Origin of the sequence: Mesorhizobium sp. Ca11 (assembly GCF_020165275.1) — a bacterium.
GTDB lineage: Bacteria > Pseudomonadota > Alphaproteobacteria > Rhizobiales > Rhizobiaceae > Mesorhizobium.
The window spans coordinates 432,288-451,976 of record NZ_JAIUHU010000001.1 but is presented as its reverse complement, the minus strand read 5'-3'; the positions used below and the strand labels follow the sequence as shown (position 1 = coordinate 451,976).

16 protein-coding genes are annotated in these 19,689 nt (G+C 64.1%); 10 read left to right on the top strand and 6 right to left on the bottom strand.

Annotated features, from left to right (window positions below; translation table 11 throughout):
• Window positions 1-45: 45 nt before the first annotated feature.
• A complete protein-coding gene (locus LB538_RS02200) occupies window positions 46-633 on the bottom strand; it encodes a helix-turn-helix domain-containing protein (protein ID WP_224522726.1) in 588 nt (195 codons plus the stop codon).
• Window positions 634-865: 232 nt separating this feature from the next.
• On the opposite strand from LB538_RS02200, the gene LB538_RS02195 reads away from it, so the two are divergent.
• The gene (locus LB538_RS02195) at window positions 866-1,570 is read left to right on the top strand and encodes a nitroreductase (RefSeq protein ID WP_095764905.1); all 705 of its coding nucleotides are present in this window, start codon (window positions 866-868) and stop codon (window positions 1,568-1,570) included.
• 14 nt (window positions 1,571-1,584) lie between these two features.
• Here the strand turns inward: LB538_RS02195 and LB538_RS02190 are convergent, their stop codons facing one another.
• The 5 genes from LB538_RS02190 to LB538_RS02170 form a co-directional block, all read right to left on the bottom strand.
• Window positions 1,585-2,967, bottom strand: coding sequence for an MFS transporter (locus LB538_RS02190; protein ID WP_224522725.1), 1,383 nt, complete (start codon window positions 2,965-2,967; stop codon window positions 1,585-1,587).
• Window positions 2,968-3,193: 226 nt separating this feature from the next.
• Entirely contained in the window at window positions 3,194-3,781 is a 588-nt protein-coding gene (gene soxG / locus LB538_RS02185; RefSeq protein ID WP_224522890.1) for a sarcosine oxidase subunit gamma family protein, read from the bottom strand.
• A 7-nt stretch (window positions 3,782-3,788) separates the two neighbouring features.
• Window positions 3,789-6,782 (bottom strand): sarcosine oxidase subunit alpha, encoded by a 2,994-nt coding sequence (locus LB538_RS02180; RefSeq protein ID WP_224522724.1) that lies wholly within the window; start codon window positions 6,780-6,782, stop codon window positions 3,789-3,791.
• Complete coding sequence (locus tag LB538_RS02175) at window positions 6,779-7,057, bottom strand: sarcosine oxidase subunit delta (protein ID WP_140840018.1); 279 nt, start codon at window positions 7,055-7,057, stop codon at window positions 6,779-6,781. The genes LB538_RS02180 and LB538_RS02175 overlap by 4 nt, the downstream gene beginning before the upstream one ends.
• 14 nt (window positions 7,058-7,071) lie before the next feature.
• Window positions 7,072-8,331 (bottom strand): sarcosine oxidase subunit beta, encoded by a 1,260-nt coding sequence (locus LB538_RS02170; protein WP_224522723.1) that lies wholly within the window; start codon window positions 8,329-8,331, stop codon window positions 7,072-7,074.
• 194 nt (window positions 8,332-8,525) lie between these two features.
• Between LB538_RS02170 and LB538_RS02165 the strand changes: the two genes are divergently transcribed.
• The 9 genes from LB538_RS02165 to LB538_RS02125 all read left to right on the top strand — a co-directional run bounded on the left by LB538_RS02165 (window position 8,526) and on the right by LB538_RS02125 (window position 19,593).
• Entirely contained in the window at window positions 8,526-11,015 is a 2,490-nt protein-coding gene (locus LB538_RS02165) for a mechanosensitive ion channel family protein (RefSeq protein ID WP_224522722.1), read from the top strand.
• Window positions 11,016-11,207: 192 nt separating this feature from the next.
• On the top strand, window positions 11,208-11,471 hold the full coding sequence (locus LB538_RS02160) for a hypothetical protein (RefSeq protein ID WP_095764911.1): 264 nt from the start codon (window positions 11,208-11,210) through the stop codon (window positions 11,469-11,471).
• A gap of 260 nt (window positions 11,472-11,731) precedes the next feature.
• On the top strand, window positions 11,732-13,165 hold the full coding sequence (locus LB538_RS02155) for a UbiA family prenyltransferase (RefSeq protein ID WP_224522721.1): 1,434 nt from the start codon (window positions 11,732-11,734) through the stop codon (window positions 13,163-13,165).
• Entirely contained in the window at window positions 13,165-14,517 is a 1,353-nt protein-coding gene (locus LB538_RS02150) for an FAD-dependent oxidoreductase (RefSeq protein ID WP_224522720.1), read from the top strand. The genes LB538_RS02155 and LB538_RS02150 overlap by 1 nt, the downstream gene beginning before the upstream one ends.
• A 123-nt stretch (window positions 14,518-14,640) precedes the next feature.
• On the top strand, window positions 14,641-15,090 hold the full coding sequence (locus tag LB538_RS02145) for an EamA family transporter (protein ID WP_224522719.1): 450 nt from the start codon (window positions 14,641-14,643) through the stop codon (window positions 15,088-15,090).
• Window positions 15,087-16,094: an NAD-dependent epimerase/dehydratase family protein gene (locus LB538_RS02140; RefSeq protein ID WP_224522718.1), complete on the top strand. Its 1,008-nt coding sequence runs from the start codon at window positions 15,087-15,089 to the stop codon at window positions 16,092-16,094. The genes LB538_RS02145 and LB538_RS02140 overlap by 4 nt, the downstream gene beginning before the upstream one ends.
• A 23-nt stretch (window positions 16,095-16,117) precedes the next feature.
• Complete coding sequence (locus LB538_RS02135) at window positions 16,118-17,593, top strand: aspartate aminotransferase family protein (protein ID WP_224522717.1); 1,476 nt, start codon at window positions 16,118-16,120, stop codon at window positions 17,591-17,593.
• 12 nt (window positions 17,594-17,605) lie between these two features.
• Window positions 17,606-18,838, top strand: a complete 1,233-nt coding sequence (locus LB538_RS02130; RefSeq protein ID WP_224522716.1) for a hypothetical protein — start codon at window positions 17,606-17,608, stop codon at window positions 18,836-18,838.
• The gene (locus LB538_RS02125; protein ID WP_224522715.1) at window positions 18,835-19,593 is read left to right on the top strand and encodes an FkbM family methyltransferase; all 759 of its coding nucleotides are present in this window, start codon (window positions 18,835-18,837) and stop codon (window positions 19,591-19,593) included. The genes LB538_RS02130 and LB538_RS02125 overlap by 4 nt, the downstream gene beginning before the upstream one ends.
• The last annotated feature ends 96 nt before the right edge of the window (window positions 19,594-19,689 follow it).

Genomic DNA, 19,689 nt, shown 5'->3' with positions numbered 1-19,689 from the left:
GTCGTTATCCCAAAACCGCTTCGCACTTTTGGTTGACATGCATTGTCAGTATACCGGTGGCGAAACCACCCAGATGACCACTGCCGGCTCGGCGCCGGGATTGCGCCAGCGGAACGGCTTGCCCTCGAAGCGGAACGAGTCGCCTTCGCCGAGACGATGCCAGACGCCGTCGATCTCGATCTCGAATGTGCCCGACGCGACATAGCCCGCTTCTTCCGTTGGGCGGCGCGTTTCTGTTTCCAGCTCCGCGCCTGGCGCGAACACCGAGCGCAGCATCTCGAAGCTACCGCCGAGATCGGGCGACAGAAGCTCCTCCACCAGGCCGGATTCGCTTGTGCCAAGCGAACGGCGGCTGCCGGCGCGCACGACCACGCCGCGTTCCTGCTCGACAGGCGCGTCATGGCTGAAGAACAGGCTGATCGGAACATCGAAGAGGCTGGCGAATGCCCGCAAGTCACCCAGCGAGGGAACCGAGAGGCCGCGCTCGACCTGGCTGACCCAGCCGACCGACCGACCGAGCTTGAGGGCGATCTCGGCCAGTCTGAGGCCTCGCGCCTTGCGAAGCGCACGGATGTCGCCGGCCAGCAGCCGGTCGCCATTGTCCTGCTCCGATCTGGCAGTAGTCGAGCTCAAGCGTATCTCGTGAAAAAATCTATGTAAATTTCATGAAGCGGTAAAGTCATGAAAAAATCAAGGGGATTTTCATACCCTGCAAGATTTACTTGCGCGATTTTTGAGGTTGAGGCAAAGCCACGATCACGAACGGCGAGTGGGGACGTCCGGTCGGGGACCAATACAGTTTAGTGTCTGCGGATGGTCGCCATGGAACCGGTTGCAGTTCCGGCCATGCGCGAAGGGACGGCCCATGCTGGAGAAGAATAGCCGAATCGCCATGGATGCGGCGATCGTCGACGATGCGATCCTGTCGCGCCGGTCGGTGCGCGCGTTTCTGCCCGATATGGTCGATGACGACACGATCCGCGCGATCCTGGCGGTCGCCGCCCGCGCGCCGTCGGGCACCAACATGCAGCCCTGGCGCGTCTATGTGACCAAGGGCGAGGTCAAGCAGCGCATCAGCGATGCCATCCTCAATTCCGGCATCCGTGCCGAAAAGGCGGAGTGGGACGAGTACCGCTACTATCCCGACCAGTTCTTCGAACCCTATCTCACCCGCCGCCGCGCCAACGGCTTCGGGCTCTATGGCGTGCTGGGCATCGGCCGCCGCGAGGTCGACAGGATGCGCGCCCAGCACGACCGCAATTTCATTTTCTTCGACGCTCCGGTCGGCATGATCTTCACGATCGACCGGAGGCTGAACCAAGGGTCGTGGATCGACTACGGCATGTTCCTGCAGAACATCATGGTCGCGGCACGGGGCAGGGGACTGCATACCTGCCCGCAGGCAGCCTTTGCGCCCTATCACCGTCAGATCAGGCCGGTGCTCGATATTCCCGACGAGGAGATCGTCGTCTGCGGCATGGCGCTCGGCTACGAGGACACCTCGAAGCCCGAAAACGAGTTTCGCACCGACCGCGCGCCGCTCGAGGACTGGGTGACGTTCGCGAAGTAGCGTCGGCTGAGGCGTCAGTCGGTGCTCATATGCGCGCTATGGCCGCTGACATGGGCGCCATCCTGCGGCGTCAGCCTCAGATAGGCCGACAGCGCGCAAAGGGTGATCAATCCTTCGATGACGAACAGGATGCGGTAGTCGTTGATGCCGGCCTTGCCGCCGCCGGCAAGCAGCGACAGCAGCGCGGCCGCGAGGCCGACGCTGATCGCCACCGCCAGCTGCCACAGGATGTAATAGAGCGCGCTGAAGCGCGCGAGCTGCTCCGGCGCGATGTCCGAATAGGAGAGATTGCCGGTCGAGGCCCATTGCACCGAGCGGAAGACGCCGAAGGCGAAAATATAGGCAAGCACGATCCAGGCCGGCAGGCTCTCCTGCATCAAGGCGAAGCCCGCGACCAGCAAAGCGACGATCGGCGTATTGGTGACCAGCACGCGCTTGAAGCCGAAACGGTTCAAAAGGCGCGGCATGAAGAAGCGCATGATCAACGACCCGATCGCGGCCACGAAGGTCAGCGATCCCGCCTGCACGGCGCTCATGCCGAAGCCGAGCTGGAACATCAGCGGCAAGAGGAAGACCACCGAGCTCAGCCCGATCGTGTCGAGGCCGCCGCCCGTCAGGAAGGAGATGCGGAAGGTGCGGATGCGCAAGAGATTGAGGTCGAGCAGCGGATTGCGCGCGCGCAGGCAGTAGAAGGCGGCAACCGTCAGGATGACGATCGCCAAGCCGAGTTCCAGCGCCATGCCGTTGGCGGCCACATCTTTCGCAGCGACCGAATCCATGCCGAAGACCAGCAGCGTCATGCCGCAGCCGACGAGCAGGAAGCCAGGCAAATCGAACGGCGTGCGCACCGGCTTGGTCGTCGTCGGAAACAGGGAGGCGGCCAGCAGCGCCGCGGTCAGCGCGATCGGGATATTGATGTAGAAGATCCAGCGCCAGGAGACGTAAGTGGTGAGCGCGCCGCCGACGAGCGGCCCGACCAGCGGCCCGGATTGGCCGGCGAGTGAAATGTACATGTTGATCTTCAGCGTGCGGTCGCGCGGGAAGCTCGACAGGATCACGACCTGACCAAGCGTGCCCATCAGCGCGCCGCCCCAGCCTTGCAGGGCGCGCGAGCCGACCAGCATCCAGATATTTTCCGAAAGGCCGCACAAGGCCGAGGCACCGGCGAAGACGAGCAGCGCGAAGCAATAGACGTTGCGCAGCCCAAAACGGTCGGCCAGCCAGCCGCCGAGCGGCATGGTGACGATGAGGCTGGCGACATAGACGGTGATCAAAAGGCCAAGCTGGCTTGGCGGCCGGTCGAGGCTCTCGCCGATGCCGGGCAGCGCGGTGACCACGACATTCTGGTCGAGGCTGGTCATGAACACGCCGCAAGCGACGGTTGCCGGCAACAGCATCGACGGACCCTCCGCCGGAGCAAAGCGGGTCGTGGCCGTCGCCGAAGTCTCAACAGTCATGGAAGGGTATGGTCGAACTGGTTGCCGGTGCGGATGTTTGCCCTGGCAAACGCCCGTGATTCCTTACCTATCGCGCCTGCTGGCCCAGCGCTCAAGCAGCAGTTGTAGCCGTCAATAATGCCAGATGCCGCCGGGACCAATGCTAAGCCAGCAACGCCCGAGCGGGCTATTGCACTTCGTAACCGACTTCCTCCGAGGCGTGGCACAAGGCCTTCCAGAAGGAGCGCGCGAAAGAGCGGAAGACGTAGATGTCGAACTGGTCTGGGCCGCTGCGCTGGATCTGGGCGAAGATGTCGTGATGGTTGGTCGAACGTCCGGCGCCGAGTGGAAAGGCCGGCAAGGCGAAATCGATAGCGAAGAACTTCGCCATCACCCATTCAGCCTTCGGACCGGCGATGCGGATCGCGGTACGGCCATGCGAGAGATCGGTCAGCGTACCGATGGCCGGCGTGATGGCGCCGGCGAAGGCTTGAGCAAGCCCCTCCGCTTCGTCGACCACGGTGAACTTTCCCGGCGCGAAGCCGAAGGCGGCGCGGGCGCCGCTGCTCACGCCGCCGCCGGCCCCGTCGGGCAGAGCGAGACCGGTGAGCTTGCCGATAATTTCGATCAGCTGCTTCTCTTCACCCGGCCAGGCGGCGAGCTGCAGGATCGAGCCCGGCCGCGTCTCGGACAGAATGACATCGACGCCATGTTCGAAGTTGCCGTGCGAACCCGGATGATAATCAGGCTCGAGCGGCGATTGGCGTTCGGGCAAATGCTGCTCAGCCATGCATGCGGCTCCCGTCCGGATCGTAGAAATGGTTGGAGAGGATCTCGACCGGCCCAAACCGGTTGCGCAACGGATCCGAGACGAAGGCGCGCGTTCCATGGCGCGCCTTGCCGCCCTTGACCAGCGCAAGCGCAATGTATTTGCCCAGCGCCGGCGAATAGCAGCAGGCGGTGATGTGACCGAGAGAGTCGTGCGGATTGTCCTCGTCCAGGTCCTCGACGATATGGCCGCCGCCGTTGAGCGGCCGGTTGTCGAGGGCGATCAGTCCGACCAGCTCGAGCCGGTCAGGCGCGATCAGGCCTTCGCGGTCCATCATGGCCGAGCCGATGAAGGGCTTTTTCTTCGACAGCATCCAGTCGAGATGGAGGTCGCGCGCCGTGGTGCGGCCGTCGATCTCGGCGCCGGTGACATGGCCCTTCTCGATGCGCATCGTGCCCAGCGCCTCTAGCCCATAGGTCACAAGGCCGAAAGGCTGGCCGGCCTCGATCAGGGCTTCCCAGGCGCGGGTGCCGTAGCCGGCGCCGGAGTAGACTTCGAACGCCATTTCGCCGGAGAAGGACAGGCGGCAGATCATCACCGGGACGCCGGCGATCCGGCCATGGACAATGCCCATGAAGGGCAGAGCAGCGTTGTCGACTGCGGTGCCGGTGACGCAGGAAGCAAGGATTGCCCGCGCGTTCGGTCCGCCGATCGCCGCGCCCGCCCATTCGTCGGTGACCGAGGTGACGGTGACCTTCAGCTCCGGCCAGATGACGTCGAGGAAATATTCCAGATGCTGCATCACCTTGCCGGCATTGGCGGTGGTGGTGGTCATCAGGAATTCCTGCTCGCCGAGCCGCCAGGTGGTGCCATCGTCGAAGGCAAGCCCGTCCTCACGCAGCATCAAGCCGTAGCGGGCCTTGCCGACGGCCAAAGTGGAGAACATGTTGGTGTAGACGCGGTCGAGGAACTCGGCCGCGTCCGGCCCCTGCACGGCGATCTTGCCCAGCGTCGAGACATCGACGATGCCGGCGCTTTCACGCGTCGCCCTGGCCTCGCGGACATAGGCCTGCTCGACCGTCTCGCCGGGAAGGCCGTAGATCATCGGCCGGTACCATAGGCCGGCCGAATACATGGTTGCGCCATTGGCGATGTGCCAGTCATGCATCGGCGTCAGTCGCTCGGGCTTGAGGTCGCCGAAACGCTCGGCAGCAAGGGAGCCGATCGAGACCGCCGTGTAGGGTGGGCGAAAGCGCGTCGTGCCGACTTCGGGGATCGGCTTGCCGAGCGCCTCGGCCATGATCGCAAGGCCAGGCACATTGGAGTTCTTGCCCTGGTCGGTCGCCATGCCGAGCGTGGTGTAGCGCTTCAGGTGCTCGACCGATACGAAACCTTCGCGATGCGCCAGCCGCACGTCCTCGGCTGTGACATCGTGCTGGAAGTCGACGAAGCTCTTGCCCTTGGCCTTGATCTCGAAGACCGGCGCCGGATCTGGATCGCCGGGGGCGGCTTCGACGATCGGCAGGGCTGCGGGAGCCGCCGTTCCGCCGGCGGCCGAAACGCCGGCCGCGCGGCCCTCGGCGATGGCTTCGGCGGTGGAGAAGCTGCCGGTGAAGGCGCCTGCGCCGATCCAGCGCTGCGTCGGCTTGGGCGGCAGGAAGGCCTGCCTGGCCGGGTCCCATTCAGCCTTGGCGCCCGCTTGGCTGGCGAGATGAATGGTCGGCGACCAGCCGCCCGACATCAAAAGGCTGTCGGCATGGATACTGCGGGCATCGCCGCTCAGCGCACCGCTCATGGCGTCGAAGCGCTGCACCTTGAGACCGGTGAGGGCCTTGCCGCCCTCGGTCGCAACCACGGCGTGGCCGTCCAGCAGCTCGGCCTCGGCCTCGCCGGCGAGCCGGCGCATGTCGTTCGAGACGTCGGCGCGGACATCGACGATGGCAACAATGGTCGCGCCGGCCTTCTTTAATGCAACGGCCGAGCGGTAGGCGCTGTCGTTGTTGGTGAAGAGCGCGATGCGCTGTCCCGGCAGCACGCCATATTCATTGACGTAACGTTCCGCCGCATGCGCCAGCATGACGCCGGGACGGTCGTTGCCCGGAAACACCAGCGGCCGCTCGAAGGAACCGGTGGCGAGCACCACCGTGCCGGCGCGGATCGCCCAGTAGCGCTGGCGCGGCTCGCCCTTGGCTGGCGCCTCCTTATGATCGGTCACCCGTTCGAGGGCGGCCAGCGTGTTGCCGTCGTAATAGCCCCACACCGTCGTGCGCGGCAAAAGCCGCACGTTGTCGTTGCCTCCGAGCTGCGCGACCGTGCGCTGAGCCCATTCGGCGGCAGGCATGCCGTCGATGGTTTCGCCCGACCAGTTGGCGGAGCCGCCAAAATGGGCTTCGAGATCGGCAAGGATGACGCGGGCGCCCTGGTCGGCGGCGGCTTTCGCCGCCATCAGGCCGGCCGGACCGGCGCCGACGACCAGCACGTCGCAAAATGCGTTCATACGCTCGTAGCGAGACGGATCGGGAGCGGTGCCAGCCTTGCCGAGGCCGGCGGCGCGACGGATGAAATGCTCGCAGAACATCCAGAAGCGCGTGCCCTTCAGCGGGCTGATCACCGGCCCCATGAAGGTCTTGTAGTAGAAGCCGGCCGACAGGAGCTTGCCGCCGAGCTGGTTGAGGGCGCCGATATCCCAAGCGAGCGAGGGGGTACGGTTCTGGCTGACGGCGACGAGCCCGTCATAGATCTCGACCATGGTTGCGGCGATGTTGGGCTCGCGCACTTCGCCACGCAGCACCGTCACCAGCGCGTTCGGCTCTTCGACACCGGCGGCAAGCAGGCCGCGCGGGCGATGATATTTGAAGGAGCGGCCGAACAGCGTCACGCCATTGGCAAGCAGCGCCGAGGCCAGCGTGTCCCCGGCATGGCCCGTATAGGGCGCACCATCGAAGGTGAAGCGGATGGTGCGCAGCCGGTCGATCCGGCCGCCGGTCTCAGTGCGGCGGGGGCTCACGAGCGGCCCTCCGCCCTGTGGCCGCCGCGAGCGAAGGCGGTGCTCAGTATCTCATGCGTGAGCGTATTGCGCACGACCCTGAGATGCGCGCGGCAACCGCCGGAATGCTGCCAGATCTCGTTGTGGTCACCGGCCGGATTCAGCCGGTCGTAGACATAGGCGTTCCAGGCGTCGAGATCCTGCGAGGCGGGCTGCGGCCGCTCGCGGTTGCCGTCGCCCTGGTAGGTGAATTCGATAACGTCGCGCGGGCCGCAATAGGGACAGGTGATCAGCATTTTCAATCCAACCCCTAGTGCAATCTGGGCGTCGCGCCCTGGCCTTTGTCGTCGATGACCAGGCCGCGGTAGAAACGGTCGAGCGTGAAGGGCGCGTTGAACTCGTGCGGCTCGTCCTTGGCAATGGTGTAGGCAAAGCACCAGCCGGAGGCTGGCGTCGCCTTGAAGCCGCCATAGCACCAGCCGCAATTGAGATACATGCCCGGCAGCGGACCGGTGGTTATGATCGGCGAGCCGTCCATCGTCATGTCGCACAGGCCGCCCCAGGAGCGAAGCATGCGCACGCGCGCCAGGCCGGGAAACAGCGCCACCATCTCGCTCATCACCTCGTCGACGATCGGCAGGCTGCCGCGCTGGGCGTAGCTGTTGTAGCCGTCGAGGTCGCCGCCATAGACCAGGCCGCCCTTGTCGGACTGCGAGATGTAGAAATGGCCCATGCCGAAGGTGAGAACGGTGTCGACGACGGGCTTCAGCGATTCCGAGACGAAGGCCTGCAGCACATGGCTTTCGATCGGCATGTGCGTGATGCCGGCAAGCTGCATGACGCGGCCGGTGCTGCCGGCAACCGCAAGCGCGACCTTCTTGGCGCGGATTTCGCCGCGCGTCGTCGTGACGCCGGTGATGCGGTCGCCGTCGCGCAGGAAACCGGTCACCTCGCAATTCTCGATGATATCGACGCCGCGCCGGTCGGCGCCGCGCGCATAGCCCCAGGCGACCGCGTCGTGCCGAGCCGTGCCGGCGCGCGGCTGCATCAGCCCGCCAAGGACGGGAAAGCGCGCCGAACCCGAGACATCCAGCGCCGGGACAAGCCGCTTGATCCGGTCGACGCTCATCAGCTCGGCGTCGACGCCGAGATGGCGCATGGCGTTGCCGCGCCTGGCATAGTCATCGAGCTGGGCTGGCGTGTGCGCGAGGTTCAGGCAGCCGCGCTGCGAGAACATGACGTTGTAGTTGAGGTCGTGCGAGAGATTCTCCCACAGCTTCATCGAATATTCGTAGAAGCGGGTGTTCTGCGGCAGGAGATAGTTGGAGCGCACCGCCGTGGTGTTGCGGCCGACATTGCCGGAGCCGAGCCAGCCCTTTTCCAACACCGCGACGTTGGTGATGCCGTGTTCCTTGGCGAGATAATAGGCGGTCGAAAGACCATGGCCGCCGCCGCCGATGACGATCACGTCATAGGAAGCCTTGGGGTCCGGCTTACGCCAGGCGGGCTTCCAATCCTTGTTGCCGGTCAGCGCGTTCTTGAGCAGCGAGAAGGCTGAATATTCCGCCATTCTTCTTATCGTCCTTATGGTGCGAGGCGGCAGACTATAGAGCAGGCGGGAAGCGCAAAGCCAAGATTGCGCCATCGCTTTTCGACAGGCCGACTATCGTCGGCACGATCGGGACGGCTTGCCGCCCGATAGGCCGGTCTTTATCAAAGGCGGAAATTTCGAGAATTTTTCGGCCGCGAGTCGCCAACCAAGTCATGTTCTTCCGCCTGCTGCGCCTGCTTCTGGTCGTCATCGTCGCTGTCTTCGGGCAGCCGGCGCTCAAGGCGTCGGCGCAGGCGATCGGCCATGGCTCGTCGCAACTCATCGCCGACCAGACCAAGGCCATCCAGGTCCTGACAGCCAGGACCGACGGCCTGGAAAAGAAACTGAGCGACCCCGACCAGGACGATGCGGGGCTCGTCGACATCCGGTTGCAGCTCGAGGATATTTCGCGCGCGGCGCTGAACAGCGCGCTGGCATTCCGGCAGCGCCTCACCGACATCAACAATCGCGCGGAGGTCCTCGGCCAGCCGCCGGCGCAGGGGCAACCCCCGGAGCCGGTGATCGTGAGCAACGAGCGCAGCGCGCTCGCCACGGAAAAAGCTCAGATCAACGCAGTCGTCGCCAGCGCGCAAAACCTGTCGATCCGCGTCAACGGCTTGGTCGACAAGATCGCCGTCATGCGCAGCGAGCTTTTCCGCAGCGTCATCACCAAGCACTACGACTTGACGGACGCCCTGAGCCCGCAGGCCTTTTCCGACGCGCATGACCAGTTCACGGGCCTCTATAAGGCGGTGTCGTCGTGGGCGAGCTTCGCCGTCAGGTTCAAGTTCCAGGCGATCCTCGCGGCGACGCTGATGGCTCTGGCGCTGGCGGCGGTGCTTTTGATCGGCGGCAGGCGCCTGTTCGGCCGGATATTCGAGGCCGACCCGACCGTGGAAGATCCTTCCTATCTCAGCCGGCTGTCGGTGGCGTTCTGGTCGACGCTGCTGCCGACCCTGGCGCTCGGCGTCTTCTTCGCCTCGGCCGTGTTCTTCTTCAACTATTACAATGTGCTGCGCGGCGATATCGGCACGTTCCTCAATGCCTTGCTGACGGTGATCGCCATGGTGTTCTGCGTCAACCGGCTGACCAACGCTGCGCTAGAGCCGCGCCTGCCCAATTGGCGCCTGATCCCGGTCGCGACCGGTTCCGCGCGCTGGCTCGTCGGATTGACGACCGCCATGGCGCTGGTACTCGGGTTCAATTACTTCCTGTCGGTCGTCAACGAGAAGATGGGTTCGCCACTTTCGCTGACGATCGCCAGGGGCGTTGTCGCCAGCATCATCGTCGGCGTCATCCTCGTGCTGATGGGGTTGCTGCGGCCGTTCAGGGCGGCCGACGGCTCACGACGCCCCTGGCCGGCCTGGCTTCGTTTCATCGCCATCGGACTCGGCCTGTTCACCATCGCGGCGGCGCTGCTTGGCTATATCGGCCTGGCGCTTTTCGTCTCGTTCCAGGTCGTGGTGACCGGCACCGTGCTGGTGACGGCCTATATCGGCTTCCTGTCGGCACGCGCGATCGGAGAGGAGGGCGGCTTCGCGGACACTTCGGTCGGACGATGGCTCTCGGAAAACTCCAGCTACGAGGACACCGCCCTCGACCAGCTCGGCCTGGTGGTCAGCATCGCCATCAACCTGATGATCGTGGTGGTGTTCCTGCCGCTGATCCTGTTGATGTGGGGCTTCCAGCCCGGCGATATCGAGGCCTGGGCCTACAAGCTGGCGACCGGCGTCACGATCGGCTCGGTGACCATCTCCTTTCTCGGCATCCTCAGCGGCATCGTCGTATTCGTCATCGGCTATTTCCTGACGCGCTGGTTCCAGGGCTGGCTAGACGGATCGGTGATGGCGCGCGGCAAGGTCGATGCCGGCGTGCGCAACTCGATCCGGCTCGGCGTCGGCTATGCCGGCGTGGCGGTCGCCGGCCTGGTCGGCATCTCGGCGGCGGGCATCGATCTTTCCAATCTGGCGCTGGTTGCCGGCGCGCTTTCGCTGGGTATCGGCTTCGGCCTGCAGAACGTCGTCTCGAATTTCGTTTCGGGCCTGATCCTGCTTGCCGAGCGGCCGTTCAAGGTCGGCGACTGGATCGTGGCGGGCGACGTCAGCGGCACGGTGCGGAAGATCAGCGTGCGTGCCACCGAGATAGAGACCTTCCAGCGGCAGGCGGTGATCCTGCCCAACTCGAACCTCATCAACAATGCGGTCGGCAACTGGACGCATCGCAACAAGCTCGGGCGCATCGACATCAAGGTCGGCGTTGCCTATGGCAGCGACGTCAAACGCGTCCATGCCGTCCTGATGGATATTGCGCGCGCCCATCCGATGGTGCTGAAGAATCCCGAACCGTTCGTCCTCTTCGCCAATTTCGGGGCGGCCGCGCTCGAATTCGAGATCCGCGTGTTCGTCGCCGACATCATGAATGGCAGCGTCGTCCAGAACGATATCCGCTTCGCCATCTTCGATATCTTCGAGCAGGAGCAGATCGAGATACCATCGACGCCGCGCGCCGTGGTCGAGAGCAAGAAGCACGAAGCCTGGCCGATCGACGACGACAAGATCGAAGCCGAATTCGCCGAGCGCGAGAGGCTGGAGGCGGAAGCCGCGGCCGAGCGGGAACGGCTGGCCAAGATGAAGCGCAGGGGCCGCAAGCCGGACCCCGGCTAAGGTGCAATCGATATTCAGGTGAGGCCGGCCTGCAAATGGCCACACGCTGCGTTCATCCGGCGCCGAAACCGATTGTGGCATGAATGCGGCATTCAGTTGCGGTTCAGGTAACATCTCATATAAGCTTCGATGCAAAGGGCGAGAATGCCTTGCAAATTTGAACAGAGGCGGTGTGCGAACACCGGAATTGCAATGTGGAAGTCTGTCGTTGCCGCCATCGCTTTGCTGGCCCTGGGCGGTTCGGCTTTCGCCGCCAGCGCGATCAACAGGGACGCTCAGACGCGGACCCTGGTCGTGACCGAAGGCGGCGCCAAGAGCGAGCTGACGCTTGCCGCCGGCGAGACGGTGGAGTTCTGCTCGAGCGGCTGCTTCGTCACTCTGCCCAATGGTGACCTCGAAGCCCTGACCGGCTCGGAAACGGTCGAAATCTCGGGCGGCGCGGCCCGCATCAAGTAACCGTTTCCGCAAGATTGGCGGGGTAAGATTGGCAAAGGCCGGACCAATGTCCGGCCTTTTATCGTTTCCGGTAGCCGACGCTTAACGATGACGGCGAAAACCTGGTAGGACAATGCTCTGCAACCGGACGTTTTAACGTTCGCTGCGTCATGACCCGCTATTTCCGACCCGAGGACGCCGGCATACGGCGTGGGTTGAGTTGGCGCGTGATCTTTCCGTGATCGGAGTTTCGGGATCCTGCGCTCTATCGGGGCAGGACCATGGACGCGAGGTCGGACAGGAACGCAATTCCGCTTGCGGTCGATCTCGACGGTACGCTGATCGCAACGGACCTTCTGTGGGAAGGCCTGTTCATCCTCCTCAAGAAGAACCCGCTCTATGTCTTTCTCCTGCCACTCTGGCTTATCGGCGGGCCGGCCCGGCTGAAGCAGGAAATCGCCGGCCGCGTCGACATTGACCCGGCCTCGCTGCCTTACCGCCAGGATCTGCTTGACCGGCTGCGCGCCGAGCACCGGGAGGGTCGCAAGATCTTGCTGGCGACGGGAACGCCGCGCAAATTCGCGGAGGCGATCGCGGCGCATCTCGGCATTTTCGATCATGTGCTGGCGACCGACGGTCCGCACAACATGACCTCCGACAGGAAATGCGCGGCACTTGTCGCCGCCTATGGCGATGCAGGCTTCGATTATGCCGGCAACAGCCGGCACGACCTCAAGGTGTTCGACGCAGCGCGCAACGCGCTCGTGGTGGCGCCCGACCGCAGCGCCCGGCGCTGGCAGGCGGCGCATCAAGCCGATGCCATGCCCACACCGAGGCCGGCGCTGAGGACCTACATCAAGATGCTGCGCATGCATCAGTGGCTGAAGAACGCGCTGATCGCTGTGCCGATGGTGCTGTCGCACGAATATTTCAACCCGAACATGATCTGGGAATGCCTGCTGGCGTTCGCCTCCTTCAGCGCCGCTGCGTCCGCCATCTATATTCTCAATGATTTCTTCGACCTCGCGCTCGACCGCAAGCATCCGACCAAGCGCAACCGGCCTTTCGCCTGCGGCGCATTGTCGATCCCATTCGGTCTCGGCGCGATCGCCGCGCTGCTTGCGATCGGCATCGCCGCCGGCCTCTTCCTTCCGATCGAATTCCTTGGCGTGCTTGCCGGCTATTTGGCCGTCACCACCGCCTATTCGCTGTCGTTCAAGCGCATGCTTCTGATCGATGTGCTGACGCTTGCGGGCCTCTACACGATCCGCGTACTGGCGGGCGCGGCCGCCACCGGCGTCGACGTCTCCTTCTGGCTGCTTGCCTTCTCGATCTTCTTCTTCCTGTCGCTGGCGCTGGTGAAGCGCTTCGTCGAGTTGCGCACCACGGCCATCCCGCCCGGCGAGCGCATCGCCGGCCGCGGCTATCGCACCGAGGACCAGGAGATCGTCGCCCAGGCCGGCATGGCGTCGGCTTTTTCCTCGGCGCTGGTTCTGGCGCTCTATATGGACAGCCCGGCGGTGCGCGAGCTCTATCCGCATCCCTGGCTGATATGGCCGCTGGCGCCGATCGTGCTTTATCTCACGATGCGCGTCTGGATCCTTGCCCGCCGCGACGAGATGCATGACGACCCGGTCGTCTTCATCATCCGCGACTGGCGCAGCCAGATCGTCGTCGCCATCGGCGCGGTCTTCCTCGTCGCCGGAGGCTGGTGATGAGGCACGAGCGCTTCGGCAGCTTCGGACTGGCGACGCCGCCGGCGCGCAAGGCGATCCCGGCGAACGAGGCGATCGCCTTGCTTAAACGCGGCGAGGCGAAGACCGGATCGCTGCTCGGATACGGGAATGGCCGCTCCTATGGCGACAGTTGCCAGAACGATGCGGGCATGGTGGTCGACATGCGGCCGCTCAACCGCATCCGTTCCTTCAACGCCGAGACCGGCGTGCTCGAGGCCGATGCCGGCACGCTGCTTTGCGATATCATCGCTCATGCCGCCCCCTACGGCTTCTTTCCGGCCGTGGTTCCAGGCACGCAGTTCGTGACCCTGGGCGGCGCGATCGCCAACGACATCCATGGCAAGAACCATCATCGGCGCGGCACCTTCGGCTGCCATGTCGAAGCTTTGATGCTGCTTCGGTCCGACGGCCGAACCTATCGCTGCTCGCAGACCGACAATGCCCGTCTGTTCGGGGCGACGATCGGCGGCATGGGGCTGACCGGACTTATCCTGTCGGCATCGATCAAGCTGATGCGGGTGCCCTCGCTCGACATAGTGGAAAAGGCGACGCGGTTTCGCGATCTCGGCGAATTCTTCGATCTTGCCGAGGCTGCCGACAAGGCCAACGAATATGCCGTCGCCTGGATCGATCAGCTTGCCAGCGGTCATGGGGGCGGTCGCGGGCTGTTGTTCACCGGCAACCACGCCGAACACGGCTCGCACGCGGCGGCGCGCGCTGGCAGCCGGTTCTCCGTGCCGGTGCAGCTACCATTCAACGTACTCAACCGGCATTTCCTGACCGTCTTCAACGCGGCCTACCGCTGGAAGAAGGGCAGGTCCCAGGCTCCGCACCAGGCAGACTATCAAAGCTTCTTCTTTCCGCTCGACGGGGTCCGCGACTGGAACCGGCTCTACGGGCCGCGTGGACTTTTCCAGCACCAAAGCGTGGTGCCGGAGGCCAATGCGCGCCGCATCGTGCCTGCGCTGCTTGAGGCGACGCGGCGGGCGGGCGAGGGGTCGTTCCTCACAGTGCTCAAACGCTTCGGCGATGTCCGCTCGCTGGCGCTGCTGTCGTTCCCGCGGCCCGGTTACACGCTGACGCTCGATTTCCCCAACCGGGGCGAAAGGACGTTGCGGCTGCTCGCCGAACTCGACCGCATCACGGTCGAGGCGGGCGGCGCGGTGAACCCCTACAAGGACGCCCGCATGGGACCTGAGACATTCGCCGCGTCGTTCCCGCAATGGCAGCAGCTGGAGGCGCTTCGCGACCCGGCTTTCCTGTCGAGCTTCTGGATACGGACGGCAAAAATACTGGATGCAACGAAAGGTGTTTTTGAAGCCGCAGAATAGATAAAGGTCAGATAAATCATGGTAAATGGAAGGTTATACCGTGATTTACGCAAAGCGTCGTCGAGGCTTCACGAAGTCTTTGTGGGTTTGTAATAGGACCGCCCAAGAGGCGGGGTGGCAACAATGAAATACATAATCTTCATTCTCTTCACGGTCATGACCAATGCCGCGGCGCAGCTGATGCTGAAGCAGGGCATGATGTCGATGGGGCCGGTCTCCTTCGAGGGCGTCAATCCGCTCGTCAAGCTCTTGCAGATCGTGTTCACCCCCTGGGTGTTCCTCGGCCTGTGCACCTTCGTCATCTCGATGGCGTCGCATCTTTATGTGCTGTCCAAAGTCGAGCTCAGTTTCGCCTATCCGTTCCTCAGCCTCGCTTATGTCGCCGTGGCGATCTTTGCCTATTTCGTCTTCCGCGAGGACCTCAATGCCTGGCGCATCGCCGGAATCGCCTGCATCTGCGTCGGCACGATGCTGATCGCGCAGAGTGGCCGGGAAATGGGCGGGAGGGGGCATGAGAATCAGACCGCATCCATCAATCCCGACAAGATCGGCACAAGCGAGATCGTTCGATGAGACATGTCATTTTCGGCGGTGACGGCTTCGTCGGCCGCCACCTTGCCCCCAAGCTCGCCGCCGATGGCGAGACCGTCGTCGTCGCCGATATCGTCAAGAGCGACCTGCCGCATTACCGCTCCATGCGTTTCGTCACCTGCGACGTCACCGATCCGGTCTCAGTCGCGGCGGTCGGCCTCAGGACCGACGACATGGTCTACAACCTGTCGGCGAAGATGCTGTCGCCGATCCAGGTGCGCGCCAAGCGGCACGATTTCTTCTTCCCGGTGAATTTCCACGGCACCGAGAACATCATCCAGGCGATGGACAAGGCCGGCGCCTCGAAGCTGGTCCACTACACGACCGACATGATCTACGGCCACACGGTCGTGCTGCCGATGACCGAGGACCATCCGGTCGCGCCGCTCGGCGAGTACGGGCTGTCGAAGCTCAAGACCGAGGAGCTCGCCGCTGAATGGCGCAAGCGCGGCATGTCGATCTCGCTGTTCAGGCCGCGCCTGATCATCGGGCCCGGCCGTCTCGGCATCCTGGAAAAGCTGTTCAAACTGATCGACTGGAATTTTCCGGTGCCGATGATCGGCTCGGGCAGGAACCCTTACCAGTTCATCTCGGTGTTCGACTGCGCCGAAGCCGCCCGCGCGGCCTGGAAAGCCGGCGTGCCGAACGAGGCCTACAATCTGGGCTCCCTCAATCCGCCGCCAGTCAAAAAACTGCTCGGCGACCTGATCCGCCATGCCGGCTCCAAGTCGATCCTGCTGCCGACCCCCGGCTGGGCGGTCAAGCGCACGCTCGACCTGCTCGACTGGTTGAACATGCCGATCATGGATCCGGAACAGTATCTGATCGCCGACGAGGAATGCGTGCTCGACGTGTCCAAGGCCGAGCGCCAGCTCGGCTGGATGCCGCAACATCGCGACGAGGACATGCTGATCGCCGCCTACAACGAATATCGCGCCAAGATGGACGGCCACGCCGTCGCCACCAGACACGTTCCCGCCGAATAGAGCGCGAAGGGGAGATTTCTCAGATGACCGTCATAGCCAAGCCGGAACATACCGGAACGCGCACGCTGGTCGACGCGCCGGCGCTTTCGCCTGCAGCAATCGCCAAGCCCGATCTGATCAGCGTCGAGCAGGCCAAGGCGATGGATGTCGCCCGCATCACCGACCTGTTCAAGGCGCATCTCAACCCTGGACAGTTGCATTTCATGAAGCTGCTCGGCTTTCACAAGGTCAAGATCGAGCACGCCGAGGGCATGTTCTATATCGACCAGAACGGCCGCAAGATCCTCGATTTCTTCGGCGGCTTCGGCTCGCTGGCCTTCGGCCACAACCACCCGCGCATTTTGGAAGCCCGGAAGAAATTCCAGGAGGAGAAGCGCCAGGAGATCGCCATCGCCTTCATGTCGCAATATGCGGCGGCGCTTGCGCACAACATCGCCAAATGCTCGCCCGGCGATCTCGACATGGTGTTCCTGGGCTCGTCGGGTTCTGAGGCCATGGAAGCGGCGGTGAAGCTCGCCGAGCGCGCCGCGGGCCCGAAGCGGCCGAAAATCGTCTATGCCGAGAATTCCTTCCACGGCAAGACCAAGGGCGTGCTGGCGATCACCGACGGCCAGCTCTACCGCGCCGATTTCAAGGTGGCTGACAATGTCGTGCGCGTTCCTTTCGCCGACATCGACGCGGTCGAGCGGCTGTTCAAGAGCGATCCGGAGATCGGCGTCATCGTTTTGGAAACCATCCAGGGTGGCGGCGGCATCATCCAGGCAAAGGCCGAGTACTGGCAGAGGCTCCGCGCGCTTTGCGACCAATATGGCGTGCTGTGGGTCGCCGACGAAGTGCAGTGCGGCTATGGCCGCTCGGGCCGCTTCTATGCTTTCGAGCATTACGGCGTGGTGCCCGACGTGACGGCGCTGGCGAAATCGCTGGGCGCCGGCAAGGCGGCGGTCGGGGCGATGATCGCCAAGCGCGACGTTTACATGAAGGCCTACGGCACGCCGAAGACGGCGATGATCCACGCCATGGCAACCTTCGGCGGCATGGGCGAGGCCTGCGTCACCGCGATCGAGGGCATCAACGTGCTCTATGACGAGGGGCTGATAGACAATGCCGCCTCGACCGGCGAGTACCTTCTGCAGCGGCTGCAGGCGCTCAAGGAAAAATATCCGAAGATCATCAAGGATGTGCGCGGCAAGGGCTTCATGATCGGCCTCGAGTTCCATGATTTCTCGCAGACCTTGCCGATGGTGCTGCGTCCGGTGGTGAGCGTGCTCGACGACAAGCTGAAGGGCTCGCTGTCGGGCTTCGTCGGTTCGCTACTGCTGCGCGACTACGACGTGCTCGTCGCCTTTACCGAATACAACCGCAACGTCATCCGGCTCGAGCCGCCGCTGATCTGCCAGCCCGAGCATGTCGACCGCTTCGTCGATGCCTTCGACAGCCTTTTGTCGCGCGGCATCGTGTCGATCGTGAAGGATTTCGTGAAAAGCCAGGTCGGTAAATAGGGGCCGCTGAGGATGCTGACCAGGCCGTCCGCGCCGACCAATCCGCTGGAACGCTTGACCGGTGCCGGCCTGGCGTGGGGCGAGGGGGCTTACGCGAAATGGGCAGCATCGATCGGGGCGATCGCCTTCTCGCTCTATATCCTGCTGACCGCCGCGACCGCCTGGTTCATGCCCGACGCCAACTGGGACATGCTGCCCTATCTGGCGATCGCCGAGGAAAGCGCCTATCCGGATCCCCAGGCGTTGCATGACTATGCCTACAGCACGGTGAAGGCCGGCATGTCGGCGGGTGACTACAAGACGCTGACGGACGATGGCGGCGGTTTCCGCAGCCATATGACGGAGAATGCCGCCGACTTCCGTTCGCTGCTCGGCATGTACCGGATCAAGTTTCTCTATGCCGAAATTCTTTCCGGCCTCAGCCATGTCGTCTCGCCGGTCGAGGCGATGCGGCTGGTGCAAGTATTCTCGGTGCTTCTGTTCGGCGCCATCACGCTCGCCTGGCTGCGCGCGGAAGGCGCGCTGGCGCTGGCGCCGGTCGTCGGCGCCGTGCTGATCATGGCCGATTTCGGCGATGCGGCGCGGGCCTCGACGCCGGACCTTCTGTGCTCGGCGCTGTTCCTCGGCGGTGTCTTCGCCTATGTGCGCAAGCGCGAGGCGGCGACGGCGGCCTTGCTCTTCCTCGCATTCATGGCCAGGCCGGACAACATCGTCTTCCTCGCCATCTTCGCCGTGCTGCTTATCGCTTTCCGCGAGAGGGCATGGGGCGCGCTGGCAGGCTTCGCGGCCTCCTTCATCGCCTATTTCGCCATTTCGCACTGCGCGCAGCATCCCGGCTGGTGGCCGCATCTTTGGTTCTCCAGCATTGAGCAGCATTACAATATGGACGGGTTCGAGCCGCCATTTTCGCTGACGGCCTATCTCAAGGCCTTCGCCGCCTCGGTGGTGCGTGCCATCAACGTCAACAGCTGGGTCGGCGTATCGGTCCTGGCACTGGCCGGATGGTACAGCTTGAGCCGCGCCGGTTTCCGGCTCGACCGCCGCGCCGGCATCCTGCTGGCGGCGCTTGTGCTCGGCGTGCTGGCGAAATTCGCCGTCTTCCCGATCCACGACACCCGCATCTATTTCCCCAATCTTCTGCCGCCCTTCCTGCTGCTGGCCGCGCCGCTGATGGCGCTATGGGCGGCGGCAAGCCAGGGCGGCGGCCGTGCCGCGCTGCAGGTCATTCCAGGAGACAAGTTATGAGCTCTGTGTCCAGCTTTGCGCGCGTTCTCCTGTCGCTCGGCCTTCCGGCAGGCCTGCTCGATCGCGGGCCCGCGCTGCACGGCACGAAGTTCCTGGCCAAGGCGGCGCTCCGGGCACGTTTCGGCGGCGGTGACCGGCCGTTCCAGATGGTCAATGTCGGCGCCTGCGACGGCGCGCTCTTCGACGACGTGACGCCCTGGCTGCACCGCATCCCCGGGGCGCGCGCGATGCTGGTCGAGCCGATCCCGTACAATCAGAAGCGGCTGCGCGCCAACTACCCGGATGCCAGCCGCTTCGTCATAGAGCCGGTGGCGGTAACACGGACCAAGGGCACGATCACGGTCCATACCTTCGACGCCGCGGCGCTCGAATCCGGCACGTTGCCGATCGAGTTCATCGGCTGCTCGTCGGTCACCGACACCAATTTGATGTCGGGCAAGAACGCCTGGGGCGAGGCCGACGCCAACTTCAACAGGTTCGCGCCGCATCTGAAGGACATCGAGGTGCCGTCGGAAACCCTGCAGACGCTGCTCGACCGCAACGGCATCACCCACATCGACGCGTTCCTTGTCGACTGCGAGGGGGCCGACTGGATGGTGTTCGAGCAGCTCGACCTTGAGCGCTACCGCCCCGGCATGATCAAGATCGAGGTCGGCGCGCTTCCGGCCGCCGAGATCGGCCAGGTCGTGGTCAAGCTGAAGACCGCCGGCTACCAGGTCGGCTTCCAGGCCGAGGACATCTGGGCCTTCGCCTAGCCTGCATCACCAACCAATCGCTGCATCGGCAATCGAACCCAATTGCCGTCCGGGCCAAGTCGCTCCTTCGCGAGGCACGTCTCCTCAAGAAACCCT

Coding starts and splice junctions, on each gene's coding strand:
- LB538_RS02195 (WP_095764905.1), top strand. CDS start 866: ATGCTGGAGAAGAATAGCCGAATCGCCATGGATGCGGCGATCGTCGAC.
- LB538_RS02190 (WP_224522725.1), bottom strand. CDS start 2,967: ATGCTGTTGCCGGCAACCGTCGCTTGCGGCGTGTTCATGACCAGCCTC.
- LB538_RS02175 (WP_140840018.1), bottom strand. CDS start 7,057: ATGCTGATCACCTGTCCCTATTGCGGCCCGCGCGACGTTATCGAATTC.
- LB538_RS02170 (WP_224522723.1), bottom strand. CDS start 8,331: ATGGCGGAATATTCAGCCTTCTCGCTGCTCAAGAACGCGCTGACCGGC.
- LB538_RS02165 (WP_224522722.1), top strand. CDS start 8,526: ATGTTCTTCCGCCTGCTGCGCCTGCTTCTGGTCGTCATCGTCGCTGTC.
- LB538_RS02160 (WP_095764911.1), top strand. CDS start 11,208: ATGTGGAAGTCTGTCGTTGCCGCCATCGCTTTGCTGGCCCTGGGCGGT.
- LB538_RS02155 (WP_224522721.1), top strand. CDS start 11,732: ATGGACGCGAGGTCGGACAGGAACGCAATTCCGCTTGCGGTCGATCTC.
- LB538_RS02150 (WP_224522720.1), top strand. CDS start 13,165: ATGAGGCACGAGCGCTTCGGCAGCTTCGGACTGGCGACGCCGCCGGCG.
- LB538_RS02145 (WP_224522719.1), top strand. CDS start 14,641: ATGAAATACATAATCTTCATTCTCTTCACGGTCATGACCAATGCCGCG.
- LB538_RS02140 (WP_224522718.1), top strand. CDS start 15,087: ATGAGACATGTCATTTTCGGCGGTGACGGCTTCGTCGGCCGCCACCTT.
- LB538_RS02135 (WP_224522717.1), top strand. CDS start 16,118: ATGACCGTCATAGCCAAGCCGGAACATACCGGAACGCGCACGCTGGTC.
- LB538_RS02130 (WP_224522716.1), top strand. CDS start 17,606: ATGCTGACCAGGCCGTCCGCGCCGACCAATCCGCTGGAACGCTTGACC.
- LB538_RS02125 (WP_224522715.1), top strand. CDS start 18,835: ATGAGCTCTGTGTCCAGCTTTGCGCGCGTTCTCCTGTCGCTCGGCCTT.